Raw genomic sequence first — 17,714 nt, 5'->3', positions numbered from 1 at the left:
CGCCCCGGCCGGGCGATGGGACCGGCTCGCCGCCCGGGTACCACTGCTGTTGACCGTGACCGCCGGTGTGTTCCTCGCCGCCGGACTCGCCGAACTGGGCCGCTACGGCATCCTGCTGCGCAATCGCACCCGGCTCATCGAACCGTGGCTGCTGGCGCTCTCCGACGCGCTCGTCTACACCACCGCCCTGGCCGCCCTGCTGCTGGCGCTGGTCAGCGCGGTCGCGGTGGTCGGACGGCTCGCCGATCTCCGGCGCGCCGCATACGCCGAGGCCGGGCAACGGGATCCACGGTCGTCGCTCATGCTGGCCCTGGGCTGTCTGGTCCCGGTCGCGAATCTGCTGTGGCCCGGCGTCTTCCTCACCGAGGTGGCGCGGCGGCGCGCGGATCCGCGGCTGCTGCGGGCCGTCCGGATCTGGTGGGGCGTCTGGATCGGCAACGCCCTCATGGTGTTCGGCGCGCTGTTGTGGCGGCTGCCGGATTCGCTGCAGGCCGAGGCCGACGGCGTGCTGTGGACCGCCGTCACCGACCTGGTCGCCGCGGGCGTGGCCGTGCTGACGCTCTGGGTGCTGCGCGGCTGCGAGGGGCTGGATGTGCTCGGACGCCCGCGCGCCGGGCACCGCTGGACCGTGGCGACGGCTCCGGCCGAACCCGTCATCGAGCCGGTGCGGCCGGGCGGTTCCGCCGAACGCGCGGCGCGCGCCGCCGTCGGGAATGATGAGGCCACCGTGAGTGCACCGGCCGGTGAGCCCCAAAACCCGGACGGTTCGCCGGAATTCGAGCATGAGGAGGTATTGGCGAAGTGAGCCGGGACAGTCGTGCGCCGTTCGTGGTCGCGCATCGGGGCGCATCGGCGGCGAAACCCGAACACACCCTCGCCGCATACGAACTCGCACTCCAGGAGGGCGCCGACGGCGTCGAATGCGATGTGCGACTGACCAAGGACGGCCAGCTGGTGTGCGTGCACGACCGCACCGTCGACCGCACCTCCTCCGGCACCGGCGCGGTCAGCGAGATGACCCTCGCCGAACTCGAGGCCCTCGACTTCGGGACGGACGGCGAGCCCGCCGCCGTGCTCACCCTCGCCCAGCTCATCGAGCTGGTGCTGGACTGGAAGAGCCGCCCCACCAAACTCTTCATCGAGACCAAGCATCCGGTCCGGTACGGCGCGCTGGTGGAGACCACGCTGTTGAACGAATTGCAGCGCTACGGCATCGCCACCCCCGCCTCCGCGGACCATTCCCGCGCCGTGGTCATGTCCTTCGCCGCGACCGCCGTCTGGCGCATCCGCCGCGCCGCGCCGCTGCTCCCGACGGTGCTGCTCGGTGAGTCGTCGCTCTACCTCTCCGGCGGCGCGGCCACCACGGTGGGCGCGACGGCCGTCGGCCCCTCGGTGCGCACCCTGCGCGAACACCCCGACCTGGTGGACAAGGCCGCCGCGGCGGGCCGCGCCACCTACTGCTGGACCGTCGACGACGCCGACGACGTCCAGCTCTGCGCCGACCTGGGCGTCAGCTGGGTCGCGACCAATCATCCGGGCCGCACCAAGGGCCTGCTGACGGTCTAGTTCGGCCGCGCCGCGACGGTCCGTGCCGCCGGTTACCCGCCGGCGTGCCCGTCTGCTAGCAATCTCTGGTACTTGTGTGCCAGTTGAGTTCCGGGCAACCTGGGTATCCCTACAGGTAGGACGGGCAGGGCCGCCCCGATTTCGGGTCTCGGGAGGCAGAGATGAATACGAACGACCATATCGGCGTGACGCCGTTCCAGGCGCGCGGAGCGCTGCGGGGATTCCTGATCTCCGGGCGGTGGCCGGATTCCACCAAGGAGTGGGCGCAACTGCTGGTGTTGGCCGTGCGGGTGGCCAGCCTGCCGGGGCTGCTGCCGACCACGACGGTGTTCGGGACCCGGGACGATCTGCCCGACGATCCGGAGCCCGGCACGGTGGGGCTGGTGCTGGCCGAGGGGCCGGTGCTCGGCGACGAGGCATTGCAGCCGGGACGGTTTGCCGAGCATGTGCCATCGGCCTTGCTCATGCTGCATCCGCCGCGCGAGACGCGGCCGTCGCTGCCCGAACTGGCGGGCGCGGCATCGGGCTGCGTGCTGCTGCCGGGGGTGCCGCATCTGGGGCTGGAACATCGCGCGGCCTGGGTGGAGACCGATTGCGACGGCGTGGTGACCTCCATGGTTTCGCGTGTGGGCGTCGATCCGATCAGCGACCCCGACACTGCGGTTCTGGCCATGCTGCTGGCCGCGTGAGGGTTCCCGAAACCACCGCGCAGGACTCCCAAACTTATTGCGCGCATTGCGATTTCGATTACGTCGGGTTGGCGGCGGGCGGTTTGCCGGGGTAGAGTGGCCGACAGCGAAGGGGAGTAGCCCCCAATCGCGCAGTCGACATACTGGTCCCGTGGCGGATCCGGCTGCGGGAACCGGATTTCCGGTGGGCGAGACCTTCGGCCGATGACAACCGATCCGAATTGCCGGTGCGGTGTCGGCTGAAGGGCTCTGTGTCGTTCAGCCGACAGGCCGGAGCCCTGGGAGCCTGAACGATGATCACCACCGTGTTGCTGAGTTTCGGCGCACTGTTCCTCGCCGAACTGGGCGACAAATCGCAACTCATGGCGCTGACCTTCGCGCTGCGCTACCGCTGGTGGGTGGTGCTGAGCGCGATCGCCACCGCGAGCGTGGCCGTGAACCTCATGGCCGTCGGGGTGGGCCACTTCCTCGGCACGGCGCTGCCGACCGAGCTGATCTCGCTGCTCGCCGCCGTCATCTTCCTGGCCGTGGGCCTGTGGACGCTGCGCGACGTGCTGCCCGCACCGGCCGCCGACGACCCCGGCACGGCGACCACCCGGCCCACCTCGCGCTCGGCGTTCTTCGTGGTGCTGTCCGCGTTCATGTTGGCCGAACTCGGCGACCGCACCATGTTCGCGACCATGGCGCTGGCCACCGACCGGGGCTGGCTGGCGGTGTGGATCGGCTCGTTCGTCGGCATGGTGGCGGCGGGCGCGCTGGCCATCGCCGTCGGCGTCACCGTGGGCAGGCATATTCCCGAACGTGCCATCGCCACCTGTTCCGGCCTGCTGTTCCTCTACTTCGGCGGGCTGACGCTACTGGGCACCGTGACGCGGCTGGGTCCCGCGGCCACCGCGCTCGCCGCCGCCGTACTACCCGTCCTGGCCGGGCTCGTGCTGCTGATCCTGCGCCAGCGGCGTCCCGAACAGGTCCCCGCTGCGGGCGACCAGGTCGAGCATGGGCTCCCGCAGGTCGTGCAGTCCCTCGATGTCGTCGGTGGCGATACACGCGGTGACCATGGAACTCAGGGCCGCCACCAGGGTCTGGCAGGCGAATAGCTGCTGTTCGGTTTCCGCGCCCAGCACGTCGCCGACGATGGCGACGAAGGTCTCCTGCAGGCTGGTGCGGCGGTGGATGGCCTCGCTGCCGACGGCGTAGACCTCGACCAGGAACAGTCGGGCATAGGCGGGGTGCGCGGACAGTCCGTCCAGGTAGGAGGTGAGCAGCCGCTCCAGCCGCTGCCGCTGGGTCTCCCCGTCGGGGCTGCGGCCGGTGGCGTCGAGGATGCCGGCGAGCAGCAGTTCCACCGCGCGTTCGAAGGCGGCCTCGAAGCAGTCCTCCTTGGAGCGGAACTGCTCGTAGAAGGTTTCCCGGGAGACCCCGGCGCGTTTGATGATGGCCGCGACCGGTGTGCCGACATAGCCGTTCTCGGCCATCGCCTCGGCCATCGCGAGCAGGATGCGGTCGCGCTGGGCGCGCACCACGGTCTCCCGGGGCAGGCCGTGGCGGCCGCGGGGCAGGCGGGCGGTGACTGCCGAGTCGGTCATACGCTCTCCGTCGTGCGTGTTCGGGCGGGCCGCCGCAGTCGGCGCGGGCGGGCGGGCTGGTCGGTCGTGTAGGGCGCCACCTCGGTGCGGGCGATCTCCACGCCGGAGGCGACACCCGACCGCAGCGTCGTATCCACGGCCCACTGCCCGATGCCGCGGAACCACAGCAGCGGGCCCACCCAATAGGGTGACACGACCCGCCGCGATCGGCGTGCCAGCGCGCGTTCCAGACCGTCGATGGCCGGGCCGAGCGGGGCCACGTTCGAGACGGTGTCGCGGCCCAGGATGGCGTGCGCGGCCTCGGTGCCGAAGCCACGCCCGGTCATCTCGGTGTCGAGTTCGGCGAAGTAGGCGATGCCGACCCGAGCTCCGGTGTGCCGCAATTCGATTCGCAGCGTGTTGCCGAGCGCGTCGACGGCGGCCTTGGAGGCGCTGTACGCCCCCGCCAGGGGTAGGTGGATGGCCGCCGCCAGCGAGGACACCAGCAGCGCGTAGCCGCCCGCGTGGGCGATATGCGGTCCGGCCGCGCGCAGCGTGTAGTAGACGCCGAGCACATTGACGGTGAGCGTCTCCTCCAATACCGCCGGATCGCCGCCGATGAGCGGCAGCTGCCGGGCGATACCGGCATTGGCGACCACGGCGTCCAGTCCGCCGAGTTCGCTCACCAGGGAGGTGATCACCCGCTCGACCTGGGTCGGATCGCCGACATCGCAGTAGCGCCACGGCGCGTCCCCGCAGTCGGCGGCCACCTGCGCCAGCAGGTCCTGCTCGATGCCGAGCAGGGCCACCCGGGCGCCGTGCGCGTGCAGCTGCCGGGCGAGGGCGGCTCCGATCCCGCGCGCCGCGCCGGTAACCAGAATCCGTCGTCCTTCGATATCGGGAGGCGAACCGAAGCGGCGTAGCCAACGGGCCGAGCGGGCTTTCATGGGATGACGGTAGCACTCAACGAACAGCAGTGTTCGCAAACTAGACGTCCGGACCCGTCGCAGCGGCGCTGCGGCCCACCGTTATCGTGCTATTGACGGAAGGCCAGCGAGAGGCCGTCCACCGTTGGAGAGGACCAATCACCGTGGAGATTTCGGGCTCCGCCGCAATTGTCACCGGAGGCGCGTCCGGTCTGGGCGCCGCGACCGCCAAGCGCTTCGCCGACCTGGGCGCCACCGTTTTCGGGTTCGACCTGCCGCAGTCGATCGAGCGCGCCGGGGACAGCGTGCCCGCCGGTGTCACCCTGATCCCGACCGATGTCACCAGCGGTGACGAGGTGACCGCCGCGGTCGCCAAGGTCGTCGAGTCCGGTGTGCCGCTGCGCATCGTCGTCAACTGCGCCGGTGTGGGCTGGGCGGGCCGCATCCTGTCCAAGAACGGACCGCACGATCTGGAGCTGTTCCGCACGGTCATCACCGTGAACCTGCTCGGCTCCTTCAATGTCATGCGCCTGGCCGCCGAGGCCATGGCCAAGACCGACCCGGTCGACGAGTACGGCCAGCGCGGCGTCGTCATCAACACCGCCTCGGTGGCGGCGTTCGAGGGCCAGATCGGGCAGATCGCCTACTCCGCATCCAAGGGCGGCGTGGCCGGTATGACCATTCCGGCCGCCCGCGACCTGGCGCAGTTCGGCATTCGCGTGAACACCATCGCGCCCGGCATCATCGACACCCCGATGCTCGCCGGTGTCACCGAGGAGTACCGCAAGGGTCTGGAGGCGGGCGTCCCCTTCCCGTCGCGGCTGGGCCGTCCCGACGAGTACGCGCAGCTGGCGCAGTACATCGCCGAGCACGACTACCTGAACGGCGAGACCTTCCGCATGGACGGCGCGCTGCGCATGGCTCCGCGCTGACGCTGGGTCGTGGGGGCTTCGCCCCCCACACCCCCGACGGAAAGGTAGACCGGCGGCGCTGCCCCCGGCCCCGGGCCGAGCGGAAAACCACAAGGCCCGCACCGAGATTCGGTGCGGGCCTTGGTCTTCGAACTGGCTAGCTCGAATATTCTAAGCCTATCTAAGCGCTATATGTCTCAGTGCTTGCGCACAGCGGAGGCCTGCGGGCCCTTCTTGCCCTCGGTGATCTCGAACGAGACCTGCTCGCCCTCTTCGAGGCCGCGGTAGCCGGTGCCTTCGATCTCCGAGTAGTGGACGAAAACGTCGGGGCCACCCTCGCGCGAGATGAAGCCGTAGCCCTTCTCCGCGTTGAACCACTTGACGGTGCCCTGAACCATTACCTTCTCCTGACAGGGTGTTTCTTATATAACGGTCGCCGCGGTCACGGCGACCGGGTCGATTCAGACGGCGACTTGCTACTTGGATGCCAAGAGAAGCGACGCCCGCACAATGTTCCGCGCGAGCATGTGTCAAGCATGAACACGAAAAACCAACGACCAAGAAGTACAACGTACGCTACGAAGGCGAGTTCCCGAAATCGCCTAAACATGTCGATGGTCACAATCTTGATCGGGTACGCATAACCGACCACTGATGTTGTTTCTGGTGGGAGTGCCCGCCCCCGCGGACACTCCCTCCAGATCAGACGGTGCGGGTGAGCCGTTCGGCCAGGATGCGGGCGAACTGCGCCGGATCCTTCAACTCACCGCCCTCGGCGAGCACCGCGGTGCCGTACAGCAGTTCGGCGGTCTCGGCCAGATCCGAACTCTCCTCCGCCGAACGCTGCGCGAAGGCATCGCGCAGACCGGTCACCAACGGATGCGCCGGGTTCAGCTCCAGAATGCGCTTGGTGTGCGGCAGGTCCTGCCCGGAAGCGCGGTACATGCGCTCCAGCATCGGGGTGAAGTCGAACACATCACCCACGACGCAGGCGGGCGAGGTGGTGAGCCGGTTGGTCAGGCGCACCTCCTTGACCTCCTCGGCCAGGGTCTCCCCCAGCCACTTCAGCACCTCGGCGAAATCCTTCTCCTGCTGTTCGCGCAGGGCCTCGGATTCCTTCTTCTCCTCCTCGGTCTCCAGATCCACCTCACCCTTGGCGATGGACTGGAACGGCTTGCCGTCGAACTCCGGCACCGCGCCGACCCACATCTCGTCCACCGGATCGGTGAGCACCAGCACCTCGATGCCCTTGGCCCGGAACGCCTCCATATGCGGGGAGTTCTCGATCTGCTGGCGGGACTCGCCGGTCAGGTAGTAGATCGCGGACTGGCCGTCCTTCATGCGCTCCACGTACTCCGCCAGCGAGGTGGGCTCGGTCTCGGAGTGGGTGGAGGCGAACGAGGCGATGCTCAGGATGGTCTCGCGGTTGTCGGTGTCGGAGAGCAGACCCTCCTTGACGACCCGGCCGAATTCCTTCCAGAAGGTCTCGTACTTCGAGGCGTCCCCGTCCTCGGCCTGCCCGGCGGCCTTCATGTCCTTGACCGTGGACAGCACCTTCTTGACCAGCCGCTTGCGGATGGCCCGGATCTGCCGGTCCTGCTGCAGGATCTCGCGCGAGACGTTCAGCGACAGATCCTGCGCGTCCACCACACCCTTGACGAAGCGCAGATACTCCGGCATCAGCTCTTCGCAGTTGTCCATGATGAACACCCGCCGCACATACAGCTGCACGCCGCGCTTGTGCTCCCGCGCGAACAGGTCGAACGGCGCGTGCGACGGAACGAACAGCAGCGCCTGGTATTCGAAGGTGCCCTCGGCCTTCATGGGGATGATCTCGAGCGGATCGTCCCAGGCGTGCGAGACGTGCTTGTAGAACTCCTTGTACTCCTCCTCGGACACCTCGCTCCTGGGGCGGGTCCACAGGGCCTTCTGGGAGTTCAGCGTCTGGGTTTCGGTGATCTCCTTCTCGGTCTTCTCCTCGCCCTCACCCTCGGTGACGGTGCGCTTGACATCCATGCGGATGGGCCAGGCGATGAAGTCCGAGTACTTGCGGACGATCTCGCGGAGCTTCCACTCCTGCGTGTAATCGAAGAGGTGATCGTCCTCGTCGGCGGGCTTGAGGTGCAGCTGCACCGTGGTGCCCTGCGGGGCCTCGTCCAGCTCCTCGATGGTGTAGGTGGAGCTGCCCGCGTTCGACTCCCAGCGGGTGCCGCCGGTCTCGCCCGCCTTGCGGGTGGTGAGGGTGACCTTGTCGGCCACCATAAAGGTCGAGTAGAAGCCGATGCCGAACTGGCCGATCAGCTCCTCCGCCTCGGTCTGCGACTTCTTGGCCTCCAGCAGCTGCTTGCGCAGCTCCGCCGTGCCGGACTTGGCGAGAGTGCCGATCAGATCCACGACCTCGGCGCGGGACATGCCGATGCCGTTGTCGCGCACGGTCAGCACCCGGTTGTCCCGGTCCACCTCGAGTTCGATGTGCAGATCGGAAGTGTCGGCGGTCAGATCCTTGTCCCGGAACGACTCGAGCCTCAGCTTGTCGAGAGCGTCGGAGGAATTCGAGATCAGTTCCCGCAGGAAGGTGTCCTTGTTCGAATAGACCGAGTGGATCATCAGCTCCAGGAGCTGATGCGTCTCGGCCTGAAACTCCAGTTGTTCGACGTGATCGGTCACGTCGTGATGGTACGACGCGCGAAATCGGCGATGGCGGGAACCTCGGCATCCGCGCGATCGGTCATCCAGTCCCGCAGGATCTTCGTGGCCAGCACATCGTCCTCGTTGTACTCGAGGATGCGGGTGCGCTGGGACAGGTCCGGATCGCCCTCGTAGCCGACGGCCAGGCGATACCAGCTCATGGACGCCTCCCCACCGGCCTCCGGATCACGCCACGCGAATCCGGCGACGGGGGCGATCTTCTTGAGGCCCTTGCCGTTCGGGCAGATGAACTGCTCGGAGACGGCCTGGAACATGTCCACCCAGTCCGGCCCGTCGACGAACTGCTGGATCTGCTTCTCGGTGGGCACCCCCGGCTGCCCGGCGAAGCGGCGGGCCGACTCGTAGAGCCACTTGTCCTCGGCGGTGCGGGAATAGCAGTAGGCGGCAAAGGTTTTCCCGCTGGCCTTCGCCTCGGCGCGGATGCCCATCAGCCAGTTCCAGAACTCGGCGAAGGACCGGCCCTCGTCCGGGGTGGGTAGCGGATCCCAGGTGACGAAGGGACGGTAGACGCCGTCGAGCAGGGTGCCCCACAGGTAGGCCCCGTGCTCCTGGAAGCTCTCCAGGTCCACGTCCACCTCGACGTCCGCGCGCCGCACCGTGACCCGGTCGACGCGGCGGACCAGGGGTGCGCCGGTGGCCCAGGCGCGGGCGGTGACCACGGTCTCGGTGAACGGCTCGTACTGCCAGTCGTCCGGATCGTCGCCGGTCCATCCGGCCAGATCGTCGATGGTGTCGACGCCGTGGCGGCGCAGCACCTCGGCGCGCGAGCCGGGGGCGACCAGGCTGATGTCGCGGTGGGCGATCAGCCACTTCTCGCACGCGCCGGCGAGGGCGTCCACGGCGACCGGGTCGGCGGTCTCGGCGGAGGTTACCGGGACCGTCGCGGGCGTGATCGCCGCGCCGTTGACGGGCGCGGATTCGGCGCGGGCCGTGGTGTCGTCGGCGGTTGCGGTGTCGTCGGCCGTTGCGGTGTAGTCGGCGGTTCTGGTGTCGTCGGCGGCCGCGGCGGCACGCTGCCCCAGGGCCGTCGGGGCGGTGCGGGTCCACCACGGGCACTGGCGGCACTCGGGCACCTTCGACGGAATGGTCGGCAGCTCTCCCCGCACCACGGCGACCCGATCGGCGTAGCGCTGGTCGTAGTCGTCGAGAATCGGGCCCAGGTCGTGCACCAGGATGCGGTCGAAGTGATAGCCGATGGCACCGCCGACCAGGGCGGGGCTGGCGTAGCCGTGGCGCTGCAACATGCGGTAGAGGTGGGCCAGCCGCTGCTGGTCGCGCTGCTGCGGGCGGGTGCGGACGTGCTTGTCCGGCCGCGGATTCCAGCGGTACAGGTCGCTGGTGGTGGGGTGGTAGTCGGCCGGGTCGGGTTGGCGCGGATCGGTGACCTTGTGGTTCACCACGATGATCGGGATGTAGCCGCCGCGATCGGCGTCCCGCCACAGGATTTCGCAGCCGCCGCGCCGCCCGGTGTCGGGTTCCTGCGGCAGTAGCGCGCCCCAGATGCGGTCGACGCCCGCCGCGCAGGCCGCCATGGTGGCCTCGGCGCGCTGCGCGGCCGAGCGGGTCGGGTCGATCACCACCCAGCGGTTCGGATCGGCCGCGATGAGCGTGTCGCGCACATTCTCCCGATGCGCCTGCGCCGCCTCCCGCCGCTGCTTCACCCCGGCGTCCTCGGCCACGCCCGACATCGCCCCCGGATGCAGGGCGTCCAGATGCAGCCGGTGACGGCAGCCGATCAGCGCCCGCGCGTCGATGAAAGACACTCGCTCGGTACGGAACTCGGCCGTCGACTCGGACCCGACGGCCGCCGTATCGGCCGGTCGCCGATCGTCGGCAGCGCCGTGTCTGTCGCGACCCAGCCGGTCGCCAATGCCCGAATCCACGCATAGCAGTATGGCGTGAGCCCCCGACACCCCCATCCGCCCGCCCCTCTCCGGCCCGGCGGACGCGGGAGGAAGCCCGGGAAAGCCACGGACCACCCGCCTTCCCCGCTCGCGTCGAGGACGGCAGCGGCCCCCGCCAGCCGCCGCCCCTCTCCACGCCGGGCGGACGGACGCGGGACAGGGTATGGAACGCGGGGCTTCCGCCGATCAGGTCGTGCCGCGCGCCGGTAAACGGGCATCACGGTCACGGTCGCGGGTGTGGACCCGCTACTGTGGGCGGCAAACCGTGTGACATGGGCGGACGGGCGAATTCCCCGGCCTGTGCCGCCATGGCGAACCAGCGTGACGGAGGCCGTTCTATGGGGTTGTTCACCAAGCGCAAGAAGCGGGTCAGCCGCCGAGCGGAGGCGAAGGCCCTCAAGCACAAGGCGGCGATCGAGGCCAAGCTCGGGGCCAAGAACGAGCGCAAGCGCAACCGGGCCGAGATCCGCACCCAGGAGAAGGTGGCCAAGGCGCAGATCAAGGCGCTCGAGGCGGAGGAGAAGGCGGCGCTCAAGGTGGCGGCGCGGGCCGAGCGGGAGCTGTTCAGCGCGGCGCAGGTGCGCAAGTACCTCGGCGTGGCGCGGATCCTGGTGCCGGTGCTGGCCCCGCTGGCGTACCGCGGCGCGACCTTCGTGCGCGGCCAGATCGACAACCGCCGGGCGCAACAGCTGGGCATCGGCCTGGATCAGCTCAGCGAATTCTCCGGACCGGGTGCGAAACTGCGCGCGCGCATCGCCAATGTGGAGACCACGATCGGCGAATTGGAGTCCAAGGACGCCGATGTGGACACCAAGAAGTTCGCCACCGCCACCCGCGACCGCCTGGACAGCCTGAGCGCCGCCGTGCGCACCGCCGACCAGATGCCGGTCCAGCGCCGCCGCGCCGTGCACGCCTCCATCTCCAATGAACTGTCGGGCGTCGAGTCGGACGTACTCGCCCGCCTCGGCGTGCGCTGACCCGGCTGTTCGATGCCAGACCGTGGCCGCACCGACCGCCGAGGCGACACGCCCGGCGGAACCGTGCGGTCGCGCAATCCCGAGGGCCGACACCACGACCGGGCAGCGGCGGCGGATCGGCCCCGCCTGTCGGCCCACCGTTCCGACGGGCGACGCGCGCTCCTGACGACGGCGGCAACTCGCCCCACGCCGGGCCTGGCCCGGCGGCGGCGACCGGTCACCGTGCGCGGTGCGGAATCACCTGCACGACAGCATGAATCGCGCCGCGTGCGCGGGTTCCTGGTAGGGGTCACGGTCGCGGCGCTGGCCATTGCCGCGCACGGCGCGGCCGGGGCCGACATTCCCGAGTCGGCCGGGGTAACGCTGCTGTTGCTGATCTCCGGTGCGGCCGGGGTGTCGGCGGCGGTATCGACGCGATCCCGGATGGCGCTGCTCGGCTGGCTGCTCGCCGGGCAGCTGGCCTGCCACGGCGCGCTGTCGGCGCTGTCCGGGCACACCCACGGTGCGGGTGCGGTGGCCGACCGGTGGATGATCACGGCCCATGTGCTGGCGGCCGGGTGCTGCGCGGTGCTGCTGGCGGTGGTCGAGCGGCTGTACGGGCTTGTCTCCCAGGCGGTCCGGGCGGCGACCACCCGCCCTGCGGTGCCGGCGACGGGCGGTGAGGTGAGCCGGTGGCCGACTGTGGCGGGAGCGGTGCGGCACGCGCTGGCTGTCGGTGCGATCGGCCCCCGCGCACCGCCCGTTCCGGGCTGTCGCTGACCGCAGCCGCACCGAGGGTCGGCACCGCCGACGCACACGGGCTGTCGCACTGCCGACGTGTACCGGGTCACGCATCGCACCGAGGCACTACGCCGCACGGGGCGTTCGACATCGGTCGCGGGCCGACCGGCGCGATGGTCGTCGTAGCGGCTGACGCACACCGGCTGAGCGCACCACTGCCGCTGGGCCGACAACACCACTGCCGCGTTGGGCCGACAACACCTGTTGGGCCGACGACACCGGCACCCACCGAACCCCTTGTCAGAGAAAGCCATCCACCTATGCACACATCGCTATCGCGTGCGCTCGGCACGGCCGTCGCGGCCGCGAGCCTCACGCTCTTGGGCGCGGGTACCGCCTTCGCCCATGTCACCGTGGACGCGCCCGGCGCGCAGCAGGGCGGGTACACGGTCGCCACCTTCCGGGTGCCGACCGAATCCGATACCGCGTCCACCACCGAACTCGTTGTCACCCTGCCGAATCTGAAGAGCGCCCGCACCGAGCCGCTGCCGGGGTGGGCCGCGAAGGTCGACCGCAATGCGCAGGGTGAGGCGACCTCGGTCACCTGGACCGCCGAGCCGGGCAATCCGGGTGTGGGTCCCGGCCAGTTCCAGCGATTCGTCATCTCCCTCGGGCGGCTCCCCGAGACCGAGACCGTGAGCTTCGCCGCCGCCCAGACCTACAGCGACGGCACGGTCGTGCGCTGGGATCAGCCGGAGACCGGGAGTGCGGAGCCCGAACATCCCGCTCCGACACTGACTCTCGCGGCGGGCGACGGCGACGGGCACGGCCACACCGTCGGCGACTCCGCCGCCGCGGAGACCGACACCGACACCACCGCCCGCTGGCTCGGCGGCATCGGCCTGGCGCTGGGCGCGCTGGGTTCGGCCCTGGGTCTGGGCGCGGTCCTGCGGAGCCGCCGGTCATGATGCGACGTGTGATCGCCGGTGTGGTCACCGGCCTGCTGGTGAGCGGTATGGCCCTGCTGGGCGCGGGCACCGCGAGTGCGCATTCATCGGTGGTGGGCAGCGACCCGGCCGCCGGGGCGGAGATCGCGACCGGGCCGGAGCGGGCCACGGTCACCTTCAACGAGGATCTGCAGACCAGTTTCCCGTCCATGACCGTGACCGGTCCGGACGGCAATCTGTGGTCGAAGGGCGAGCCGACGGTGGCGGGCCGCAGCATCAGCGTGGCGGTCGGCGAACTGGGTCCGGTCGGCGAGTACAAGATCGCCTACCGGGTCACCTCGGCCGACGGCCACCCGGTGAGCGGCAAGATCAGCTTCACGCTCACCCAGGAGGGCACCGGCACCCCCGGCCCGAAGGCGAATGCCAAGGCGGGCGAGGACGGCGACGGCGGCGGCTTCCCGCTGTGGATCTTCATCGTGGGCGCGGTGGTGCTGTTCGGCGGCGGCCTCGCCTTCGCGCTGCTCGGTGGTCGGGGTAAGCGACGTTCGTGAGCCGGTCCGACCGCACCGATCGCCGTGGGGGGACCGGCGGCATCCGACGTTGGCTGCTGCTGGTCGTCCCCGCGGGCCTGCTGGGCGCACTGCTGGCGTGGATGCTGGCCGGGGCCGACCCGGTGCAGCCGGAGGCCCCGACCCGGGCACTGGCGGACTGCGCGGGCGCGGCGGTGCTCGGCCTGGCCGCACTCCCCCGCCTGCACGACCGGCTCGACATCCCGTGGCGCGTGCTCGCCATCGCGGCGGGGGTGTGGGCGGCCCTGGAATTCGCCATGCTCGCCTTCGAAGCCGCCGAGGTGCTGGGTGTCTCGGTGGGTGAGCTGGGCGCGCGGCAGTTCGGCGGTTTCCTCACCGATGTGAGCGGCGGCCAGATCGGCATCGCCATCCTGCTCGGCAGCGGTGCGGTGGCGGCCTACAGCGCCTTCGGTTTCCGGCTGCCGGAGCGGGCCACCCCCGATCTGGTGCTGGTGTTCACGGCGGTGACCCTCGCGCTGCGGCCGATCACGGGACATATGTCACAGCAGGCGTTCGGTTCGGTGCTGGCCGCCGTGCACGCGCTGGCGGCGGCGGCCTGGTTCGGGCTGCTGCTGGCGCTGGCGCTGGTGGTGCGGACCCGCGGCGAGTGGGCGGTGTTGCTGCCCCGCTATTCGGCGTGGGCGCTACCGCTGGTGGGCGTGGTGGGACTGACCGGCCTGGTGAACGGTCTGGTGCGGATGGGCGGTCCGGCGGCGCTGGTGACCACCGGCTACGGTCGCATTCTGCTGGCCAAGACCGTACTGCTGGCGGCGCTGATCGCGCTGGGCTGGTGGTGGCGCAGGCGCTGGGTGCCGGTGGCCGCCGATCACCGCATGACGGCCGAGTCGTCGCTGCGGCGCGCGGTGCTGGAGACGGTCGCCATCGCGGTCGTTTTCGGACTCGCTGCTACACTCGCCGTCACCGCGTGAGACCTGGTGTGACACACCCGACCCGCCGACCAAAACTAGAACACGTTACAGTCGAGCGCATGACCGAAGTCAAGATCATCGCAGACTGCGCGGCCTCGGCCGAATCCGCGTTCGCCTACGTGAACGACTACCGCAATCTCCCGAAGTTCATCACCGAGATCAGCGCGTTCACCCCGCTCACCGAACAGACCGAGGGCGTCGGCGCGACCTTCGACGGCACCATTCAACTCGGCCCCGTCACCCTGCACTCGACCATCGAGATCGTCCGCCACGAAGAGAATTTCGCCATCGGCGTGAAGTCCATCAAGGGCTTCGAGATCGAGTCCACCTTCCTGTTCCACGCCAAGGGCGAGCACGCCTGCACCGTCGACGCCATCGTCGACTACCGGGTGCCGGGCGGTATCGCGGGCAAACTGCTGGGCAAGACCATCGAGCCGTTCGTGAAGATGGCCGTGAAGAGCTCCACGCACCACCTGACCACCCAGATCGCCGCCTACCACCGCAGCGACGCCAACGCCTGATCACGCATCCGGACGGTCGCCGACGACGCCGACCCCGGTATGCCCGCCGCCCCGAGGGGCCGCGAATACTCATCGGTAACCACAGGGGAAGATGAACCCCGTGACCGATTCAGCCAATACTTCCGCGAACCCCGTCGCCACCGCCGACCTGGCCGATGAGATCGGCCCGGAGATCCGCAGCTGCGACACCCAGTTCATTCAGTTCGGCGGCCGGGAGACCTTCTCCGGTCGCATCGTGACCATCCGCTGCTTCCAGGACAATCTGCTGGTCAAGCAGACCCTCGGCGAACCCGGCGCGGGCCGGGTGCTGGTCGTCGACGGCGGCGCGAGCGTGCACACCGCCCTGGTCGGCGACATCATCGCCGGACGCGGCGTGGACAACGGCTGGGCCGGTGTGGTCGTCAACGGCGCGGTCCGCGACTCGACCATCCTGCGCACCCTCGACATCGGCATCAAGGCGCTGGGCACCAATCCGCGCAAGAGCACCCAGACCGGCTCCGGGGAGAAGGACGTGCCGGTCGAGTTCGGCGGCGTCACCTTCGTGCCGGGCGACATGCTCTACAGCGACCACGACGGCGTCGTCGTGCGCGCCGAGAGCTAGCCCGCCTCTCCGGGACTTCAGCGCACAGCTGAGCCGTCGGCCGTCATACACGCGTGCCGGCGGCCGTGTGCCGAACCGATTTCGGCCGTACCCCCGAGTTACCCTCGCCTCCCGAGACCAGTTGTCACGGGTGCGGGAGACGCGCGTAAGGCTCAGTCCGCCGCGACACGGGCCTTGTGGCCCGCGAGCGTGACCACGTCGCCCGCTTGCAGCTGTCGGCCGCGACGCGTCTCCACCTCGTCGTTGACGCGCACCAGGCCCTGGGCGATCACGGTCTTGGCCTCCGAACCGGAATCGATGAGGTTCGCCAATTTGAGGAATTGGCCGAGTCGAATGACTTCGTCCGCGATCGGCACATCGACAGGATCCGACATGGGTACATCCTCACCCGCCGACGCTCCCGCGCCAAAACGCGACCTCGCGACCGGCCGGTAGGCCGCGGTTCCCCGGTGCCGAGACACGTACCCGGTGGCTTCTCCACAATGTGCCGTCGCACCAGACACACTGGTGCGGTGACTTCGACGCAGGACCGGCACCACCACGACTCCGAGCACAGACCGGAGGCGCGGTCACCGGAGGTTCCGCACCGGGGACACGGGCGCTTCGGCGAGGTGCCGCACCTCGCCGGTCTCGTACTGGGTGTCTTCGCCGTGTGCTGTGCGCTGTGGAGCATCTCCCCCGCCCTGCGCTACCTCACCTCCGGACTGCGGCACTACCTCGACGACTACTACTTCGACGCCCCCGACACCAGCCTCATGTGGGCGCTCATGGTCGGCCTGCTGGCGGGCGCGACCGCCAGCCGCAAACGCATCGCCTGGTGGGTGCTGGTCGGCTACCTCGCCCTGTACGCGCTGGCCAACGGCATCGAATTCGCCGCCGTGCGCGACTATCACGCCCTGGTCGCCCTCATCGTGCATCTGGGCGCGATCGGGATGCTCGTCGCCGCCTGGCCGGAGTTCTACACCCGGGTGCGTCCCGGCGCGGTGTGGAAGGCGCTCGCCGTGCTCGGCGGCGGACTGGCCGCGGGCTGCCTCATCGGCTGGGGACTGGTGGAACTGTTCCCGGGCAGCCTGCCCGGCGGCATCCAGCGACCGGCGTGGGCGGTCTCCCGGGTGACCGCGGCCATCCTGGTGAGCAACGAGAACTTCGACGGGCATCCGCCGCACTTCGTGAACCTGCTGCTCGGCCTGTTCGGCGCGGCGGCGGTGGTGGCGGCCGCGGTGGTGCTGTTCCGGTCGCAACGCGCGGCCAACGCGCTCACCGGTATCGACGAGTCGGCGCTGCGCGGACTGCTGGAGCGCTCCGACGTGGCGGATTCGCTCGGCTACTTCGCCACCCGCCGCGACAAGTCGGTGGTGTTCGCGCCCAGCGGCAAGGCGGCGCTCACCTTCCGGGTGGAGCTCGGGGTGTGTCTGGCCTCCGGCGATCCCATCGGCTTGCGGGAGGCGTGGCCGCACGCCATCGACGCCTGGCTGCGCATGTGCGACGAATACGGTTGGGCCCCCGCGGTCATGGGTGCCAGTGAGGCCGGCGCCACCGCCTACGGGCGCGCCGGACTGTCGGCACTGCGGCTGGGTGACGAGGCGATTCTGGAGACCCGGAGCTTCTCGCTGGCCGGACCGGAACTGAAGCAGGTGCGCCAGGCCGCCAATCGACTGCGCAAACAGGGCGTGGTGGTGCGGGTGCGCCGGCACGCCGAAGTGCCTCCGGAGGAGATGCGGCGGGTGATCGCCCGCGCCGACGCCTGGCGCGATACCGAGACCGAGCGCGGCTTCTCCATGGCGCTGGGCCGCCTCGGCGACCCGCTCGACGGGAACTGCCTGCTGGTGGAGGCGATCGACCCCGCCAGCTGCACCGGCCCGAACGACGAACCCCGGGTGCTGGGCATGCTGTCGCTGGTGCCGTGGGGCCGCACCGGCGTCTCCCTGGATCTCATGCGCCGGGACCCCATGGGCCCCAACGGGATCATGGAGCTGATGATCTCGCAGCTGGCGCTGAACTCCGACCAGTACGGCATCACCCGGATCTCGCTCAACTTCGCGGTCTTCCGCGCGGTGTTCGAGGAGGGCGGGCGGATCGGCGCGGGACCCGTACTGCGCCTGTGGCGTTCGATCCTCATGTTCTTCTCGCGCTGGTGGCAGCTGGAGGCGCTGTACCGGTCGAATGTGAAGTACCAGCCC

At 69.8% G+C, this 17,714-nt stretch carries 18 protein-coding genes and 1 pseudogene; 13 read left to right on the top strand and 6 right to left on the bottom strand.

Features of this window, described 5'->3' with window-relative positions; genetic code table 11:
* The 4 genes from QK444_RS14850 to QK444_RS14835 form a co-directional block, all read left to right on the top strand.
* On the top strand, positions 1–805 hold an 805-nt coding region (locus QK444_RS14850; RefSeq protein WP_282780725.1), incomplete at its 5' end, for a DUF4328 domain-containing protein.
* The gene (locus QK444_RS14845) at positions 802–1,566 is read left to right on the top strand and encodes a glycerophosphodiester phosphodiesterase (RefSeq protein WP_282780723.1); all 765 of its coding nucleotides are present in this window, start codon (positions 802–804) and stop codon (positions 1,564–1,566) included. The genes QK444_RS14850 and QK444_RS14845, both read left to right, overlap by 4 nt.
* A gap of 161 nt (positions 1,567–1,727) precedes the next feature.
* A complete protein-coding gene (locus tag QK444_RS14840) occupies positions 1,728–2,255 on the top strand; it encodes a hypothetical protein (protein ID WP_029930482.1) in 528 nt (175 codons plus the stop codon).
* Positions 2,256–2,548: 293 nt separating this feature from the next.
* The gene (locus QK444_RS14835) at positions 2,549–3,352 is read left to right on the top strand and encodes a TMEM165/GDT1 family protein (RefSeq protein WP_282780721.1); all 804 of its coding nucleotides are present in this window, start codon (positions 2,549–2,551) and stop codon (positions 3,350–3,352) included.
* A 273-nt stretch (positions 3,353–3,625) separates the two neighbouring features.
* Here QK444_RS14835 and QK444_RS14830 read toward each other — a convergent pair.
* A pseudogene (locus QK444_RS14830) lies at positions 3,626–3,742 on the bottom strand (helix-turn-helix domain-containing protein); the annotation flags it as partial.
* A gap of 95 nt (positions 3,743–3,837) precedes the next feature.
* Positions 3,838–4,767, bottom strand: coding sequence for an SDR family NAD(P)-dependent oxidoreductase (locus QK444_RS14825; protein ID WP_282780719.1), 930 nt, complete (start codon positions 4,765–4,767; stop codon positions 3,838–3,840).
* 143 nt (positions 4,768–4,910) lie between these two features.
* On the opposite strand from QK444_RS14825, the gene QK444_RS14820 reads away from it, so the two are divergent.
* Positions 4,911–5,678, top strand: a complete 768-nt coding sequence (locus QK444_RS14820; protein WP_282780718.1) for an SDR family NAD(P)-dependent oxidoreductase — start codon at positions 4,911–4,913, stop codon at positions 5,676–5,678.
* A 176-nt stretch (positions 5,679–5,854) separates the two neighbouring features.
* Here the strand turns inward: QK444_RS14820 and QK444_RS14815 are convergent, their stop codons facing one another.
* The 3 genes from QK444_RS14815 to QK444_RS14805 form a co-directional block, all read right to left on the bottom strand.
* The gene (locus QK444_RS14815; protein ID WP_029930487.1) at positions 5,855–6,055 is read right to left on the bottom strand and encodes a cold shock domain-containing protein; all 201 of its coding nucleotides are present in this window, start codon (positions 6,053–6,055) and stop codon (positions 5,855–5,857) included.
* Positions 6,056–6,359: 304 nt separating this feature from the next.
* On the bottom strand, positions 6,360–8,324 hold the full coding sequence (gene htpG / locus QK444_RS14810; RefSeq protein WP_282780717.1) for a molecular chaperone HtpG: 1,965 nt from the start codon (positions 8,322–8,324) through the stop codon (positions 6,360–6,362).
* Entirely contained in the window at positions 8,321–10,285 is a 1,965-nt protein-coding gene (locus QK444_RS14805; RefSeq protein ID WP_282780715.1) for a TM0106 family RecB-like putative nuclease, read from the bottom strand. The genes htpG and QK444_RS14805 overlap by 4 nt, the downstream gene beginning before the upstream one ends.
* Before the next feature lie 323 nt (positions 10,286–10,608).
* Between QK444_RS14805 and QK444_RS14800 the strand changes: the two genes are divergently transcribed.
* The 7 genes from QK444_RS14800 (at position 10,609) to rraA (ending at position 15,534) form a co-directional block, all read left to right on the top strand.
* Positions 10,609–11,247 carry a DUF6474 family protein gene (locus QK444_RS14800; RefSeq protein WP_282780712.1) on the top strand — a complete coding sequence of 213 codons (639 nt, stop codon included), beginning with the start codon at positions 10,609–10,611 and terminating at the stop codon, positions 11,245–11,247.
* A 267-nt stretch (positions 11,248–11,514) separates the two neighbouring features.
* Positions 11,515–12,006, top strand: coding sequence for a hypothetical protein (locus QK444_RS14795; RefSeq protein ID WP_282780710.1), 492 nt, complete (start codon positions 11,515–11,517; stop codon positions 12,004–12,006).
* A 281-nt stretch (positions 12,007–12,287) separates the two neighbouring features.
* A complete protein-coding gene (locus QK444_RS14790; RefSeq protein ID WP_282780708.1) occupies positions 12,288–12,935 on the top strand; it encodes a YcnI family protein in 648 nt (215 codons plus the stop codon).
* On the top strand, positions 12,932–13,465 hold the full coding sequence (locus QK444_RS14785; protein WP_282780706.1) for a copper resistance CopC family protein: 534 nt from the start codon (positions 12,932–12,934) through the stop codon (positions 13,463–13,465). Before QK444_RS14790 ends, QK444_RS14785 begins: the two co-directional genes overlap by 4 nt.
* Positions 13,462–14,412 carry a CopD family protein gene (locus QK444_RS14780; protein ID WP_282780704.1) on the top strand — a complete coding sequence of 317 codons (951 nt, stop codon included), beginning with the start codon at positions 13,462–13,464 and terminating at the stop codon, positions 14,410–14,412. Before QK444_RS14785 ends, QK444_RS14780 begins: the two co-directional genes overlap by 4 nt.
* A 59-nt stretch (positions 14,413–14,471) precedes the next feature.
* Positions 14,472–14,933, top strand: coding sequence for an SRPBCC family protein (locus tag QK444_RS14775; protein WP_039808229.1), 462 nt, complete (start codon positions 14,472–14,474; stop codon positions 14,931–14,933).
* 100 nt (positions 14,934–15,033) lie between these two features.
* On the top strand, positions 15,034–15,534 hold the full coding sequence (gene rraA, locus QK444_RS14770; protein ID WP_282780702.1) for a ribonuclease E activity regulator RraA: 501 nt from the start codon (positions 15,034–15,036) through the stop codon (positions 15,532–15,534).
* A 152-nt stretch (positions 15,535–15,686) separates the two neighbouring features.
* Here rraA and QK444_RS14765 read toward each other — a convergent pair whose 3' ends face one another.
* Entirely contained in the window at positions 15,687–15,908 is a 222-nt protein-coding gene (locus QK444_RS14765) for an RNA-binding S4 domain-containing protein (protein WP_039808223.1), read from the bottom strand.
* Between the two features lie 237 nt (positions 15,909–16,145).
* Here QK444_RS14765 and QK444_RS14760 point away from each other — a divergent pair.
* Positions 16,146–17,714 (top strand): phosphatidylglycerol lysyltransferase domain-containing protein (locus QK444_RS14760; RefSeq protein WP_282780727.1); only part of this gene is annotated, 1,569 nt, incomplete at its 3' end.

It is taken from the genome of Nocardia sp. CC201C (assembly GCF_030010695.1).
Taxonomy (GTDB): Bacteria; Actinomycetota; Actinomycetes; order Mycobacteriales; family Mycobacteriaceae; genus Nocardia; species Nocardia otitidiscaviarum.
Note: the sequence above shows the minus strand (reverse complement) of the source record. Positions and strands in the feature narration are given on the sequence as shown.

Bases quoted from the DNA above. Each gene is read 5' to 3' on its own strand.
- QK444_RS14840 (WP_029930482.1), top strand. From the start codon at position 1,728: ATGAATACGAACGACCATATCGGCGTGACGCCGTTCCAGGCGCGCGGA.
- QK444_RS14835 (WP_282780721.1), top strand. From the start codon at position 2,549: ATGATCACCACCGTGTTGCTGAGTTTCGGCGCACTGTTCCTCGCCGAA.
- QK444_RS14825 (WP_282780719.1), bottom strand. From the start codon at position 4,767: ATGAAAGCCCGCTCGGCCCGTTGGCTACGCCGCTTCGGTTCGCCTCCC.
- QK444_RS14815 (WP_029930487.1), bottom strand. From the start codon at position 6,055: ATGGTTCAGGGCACCGTCAAGTGGTTCAACGCGGAGAAGGGCTACGGC.
- QK444_RS14805 (WP_282780715.1), bottom strand. From the start codon at position 10,285: ATGGGGGTGTCGGGGGCTCACGCCATACTGCTATGCGTGGATTCGGGC.
- QK444_RS14800 (WP_282780712.1), top strand. From the start codon at position 10,609: ATGGGGTTGTTCACCAAGCGCAAGAAGCGGGTCAGCCGCCGAGCGGAG.
- QK444_RS14790 (WP_282780708.1), top strand. From the start codon at position 12,288: ATGCACACATCGCTATCGCGTGCGCTCGGCACGGCCGTCGCGGCCGCG.
- QK444_RS14785 (WP_282780706.1), top strand. From the start codon at position 12,932: ATGATGCGACGTGTGATCGCCGGTGTGGTCACCGGCCTGCTGGTGAGC.
- QK444_RS14775 (WP_039808229.1), top strand. From the start codon at position 14,472: ATGACCGAAGTCAAGATCATCGCAGACTGCGCGGCCTCGGCCGAATCC.
- QK444_RS14765 (WP_039808223.1), bottom strand. From the start codon at position 15,908: ATGTCGGATCCTGTCGATGTGCCGATCGCGGACGAAGTCATTCGACTC.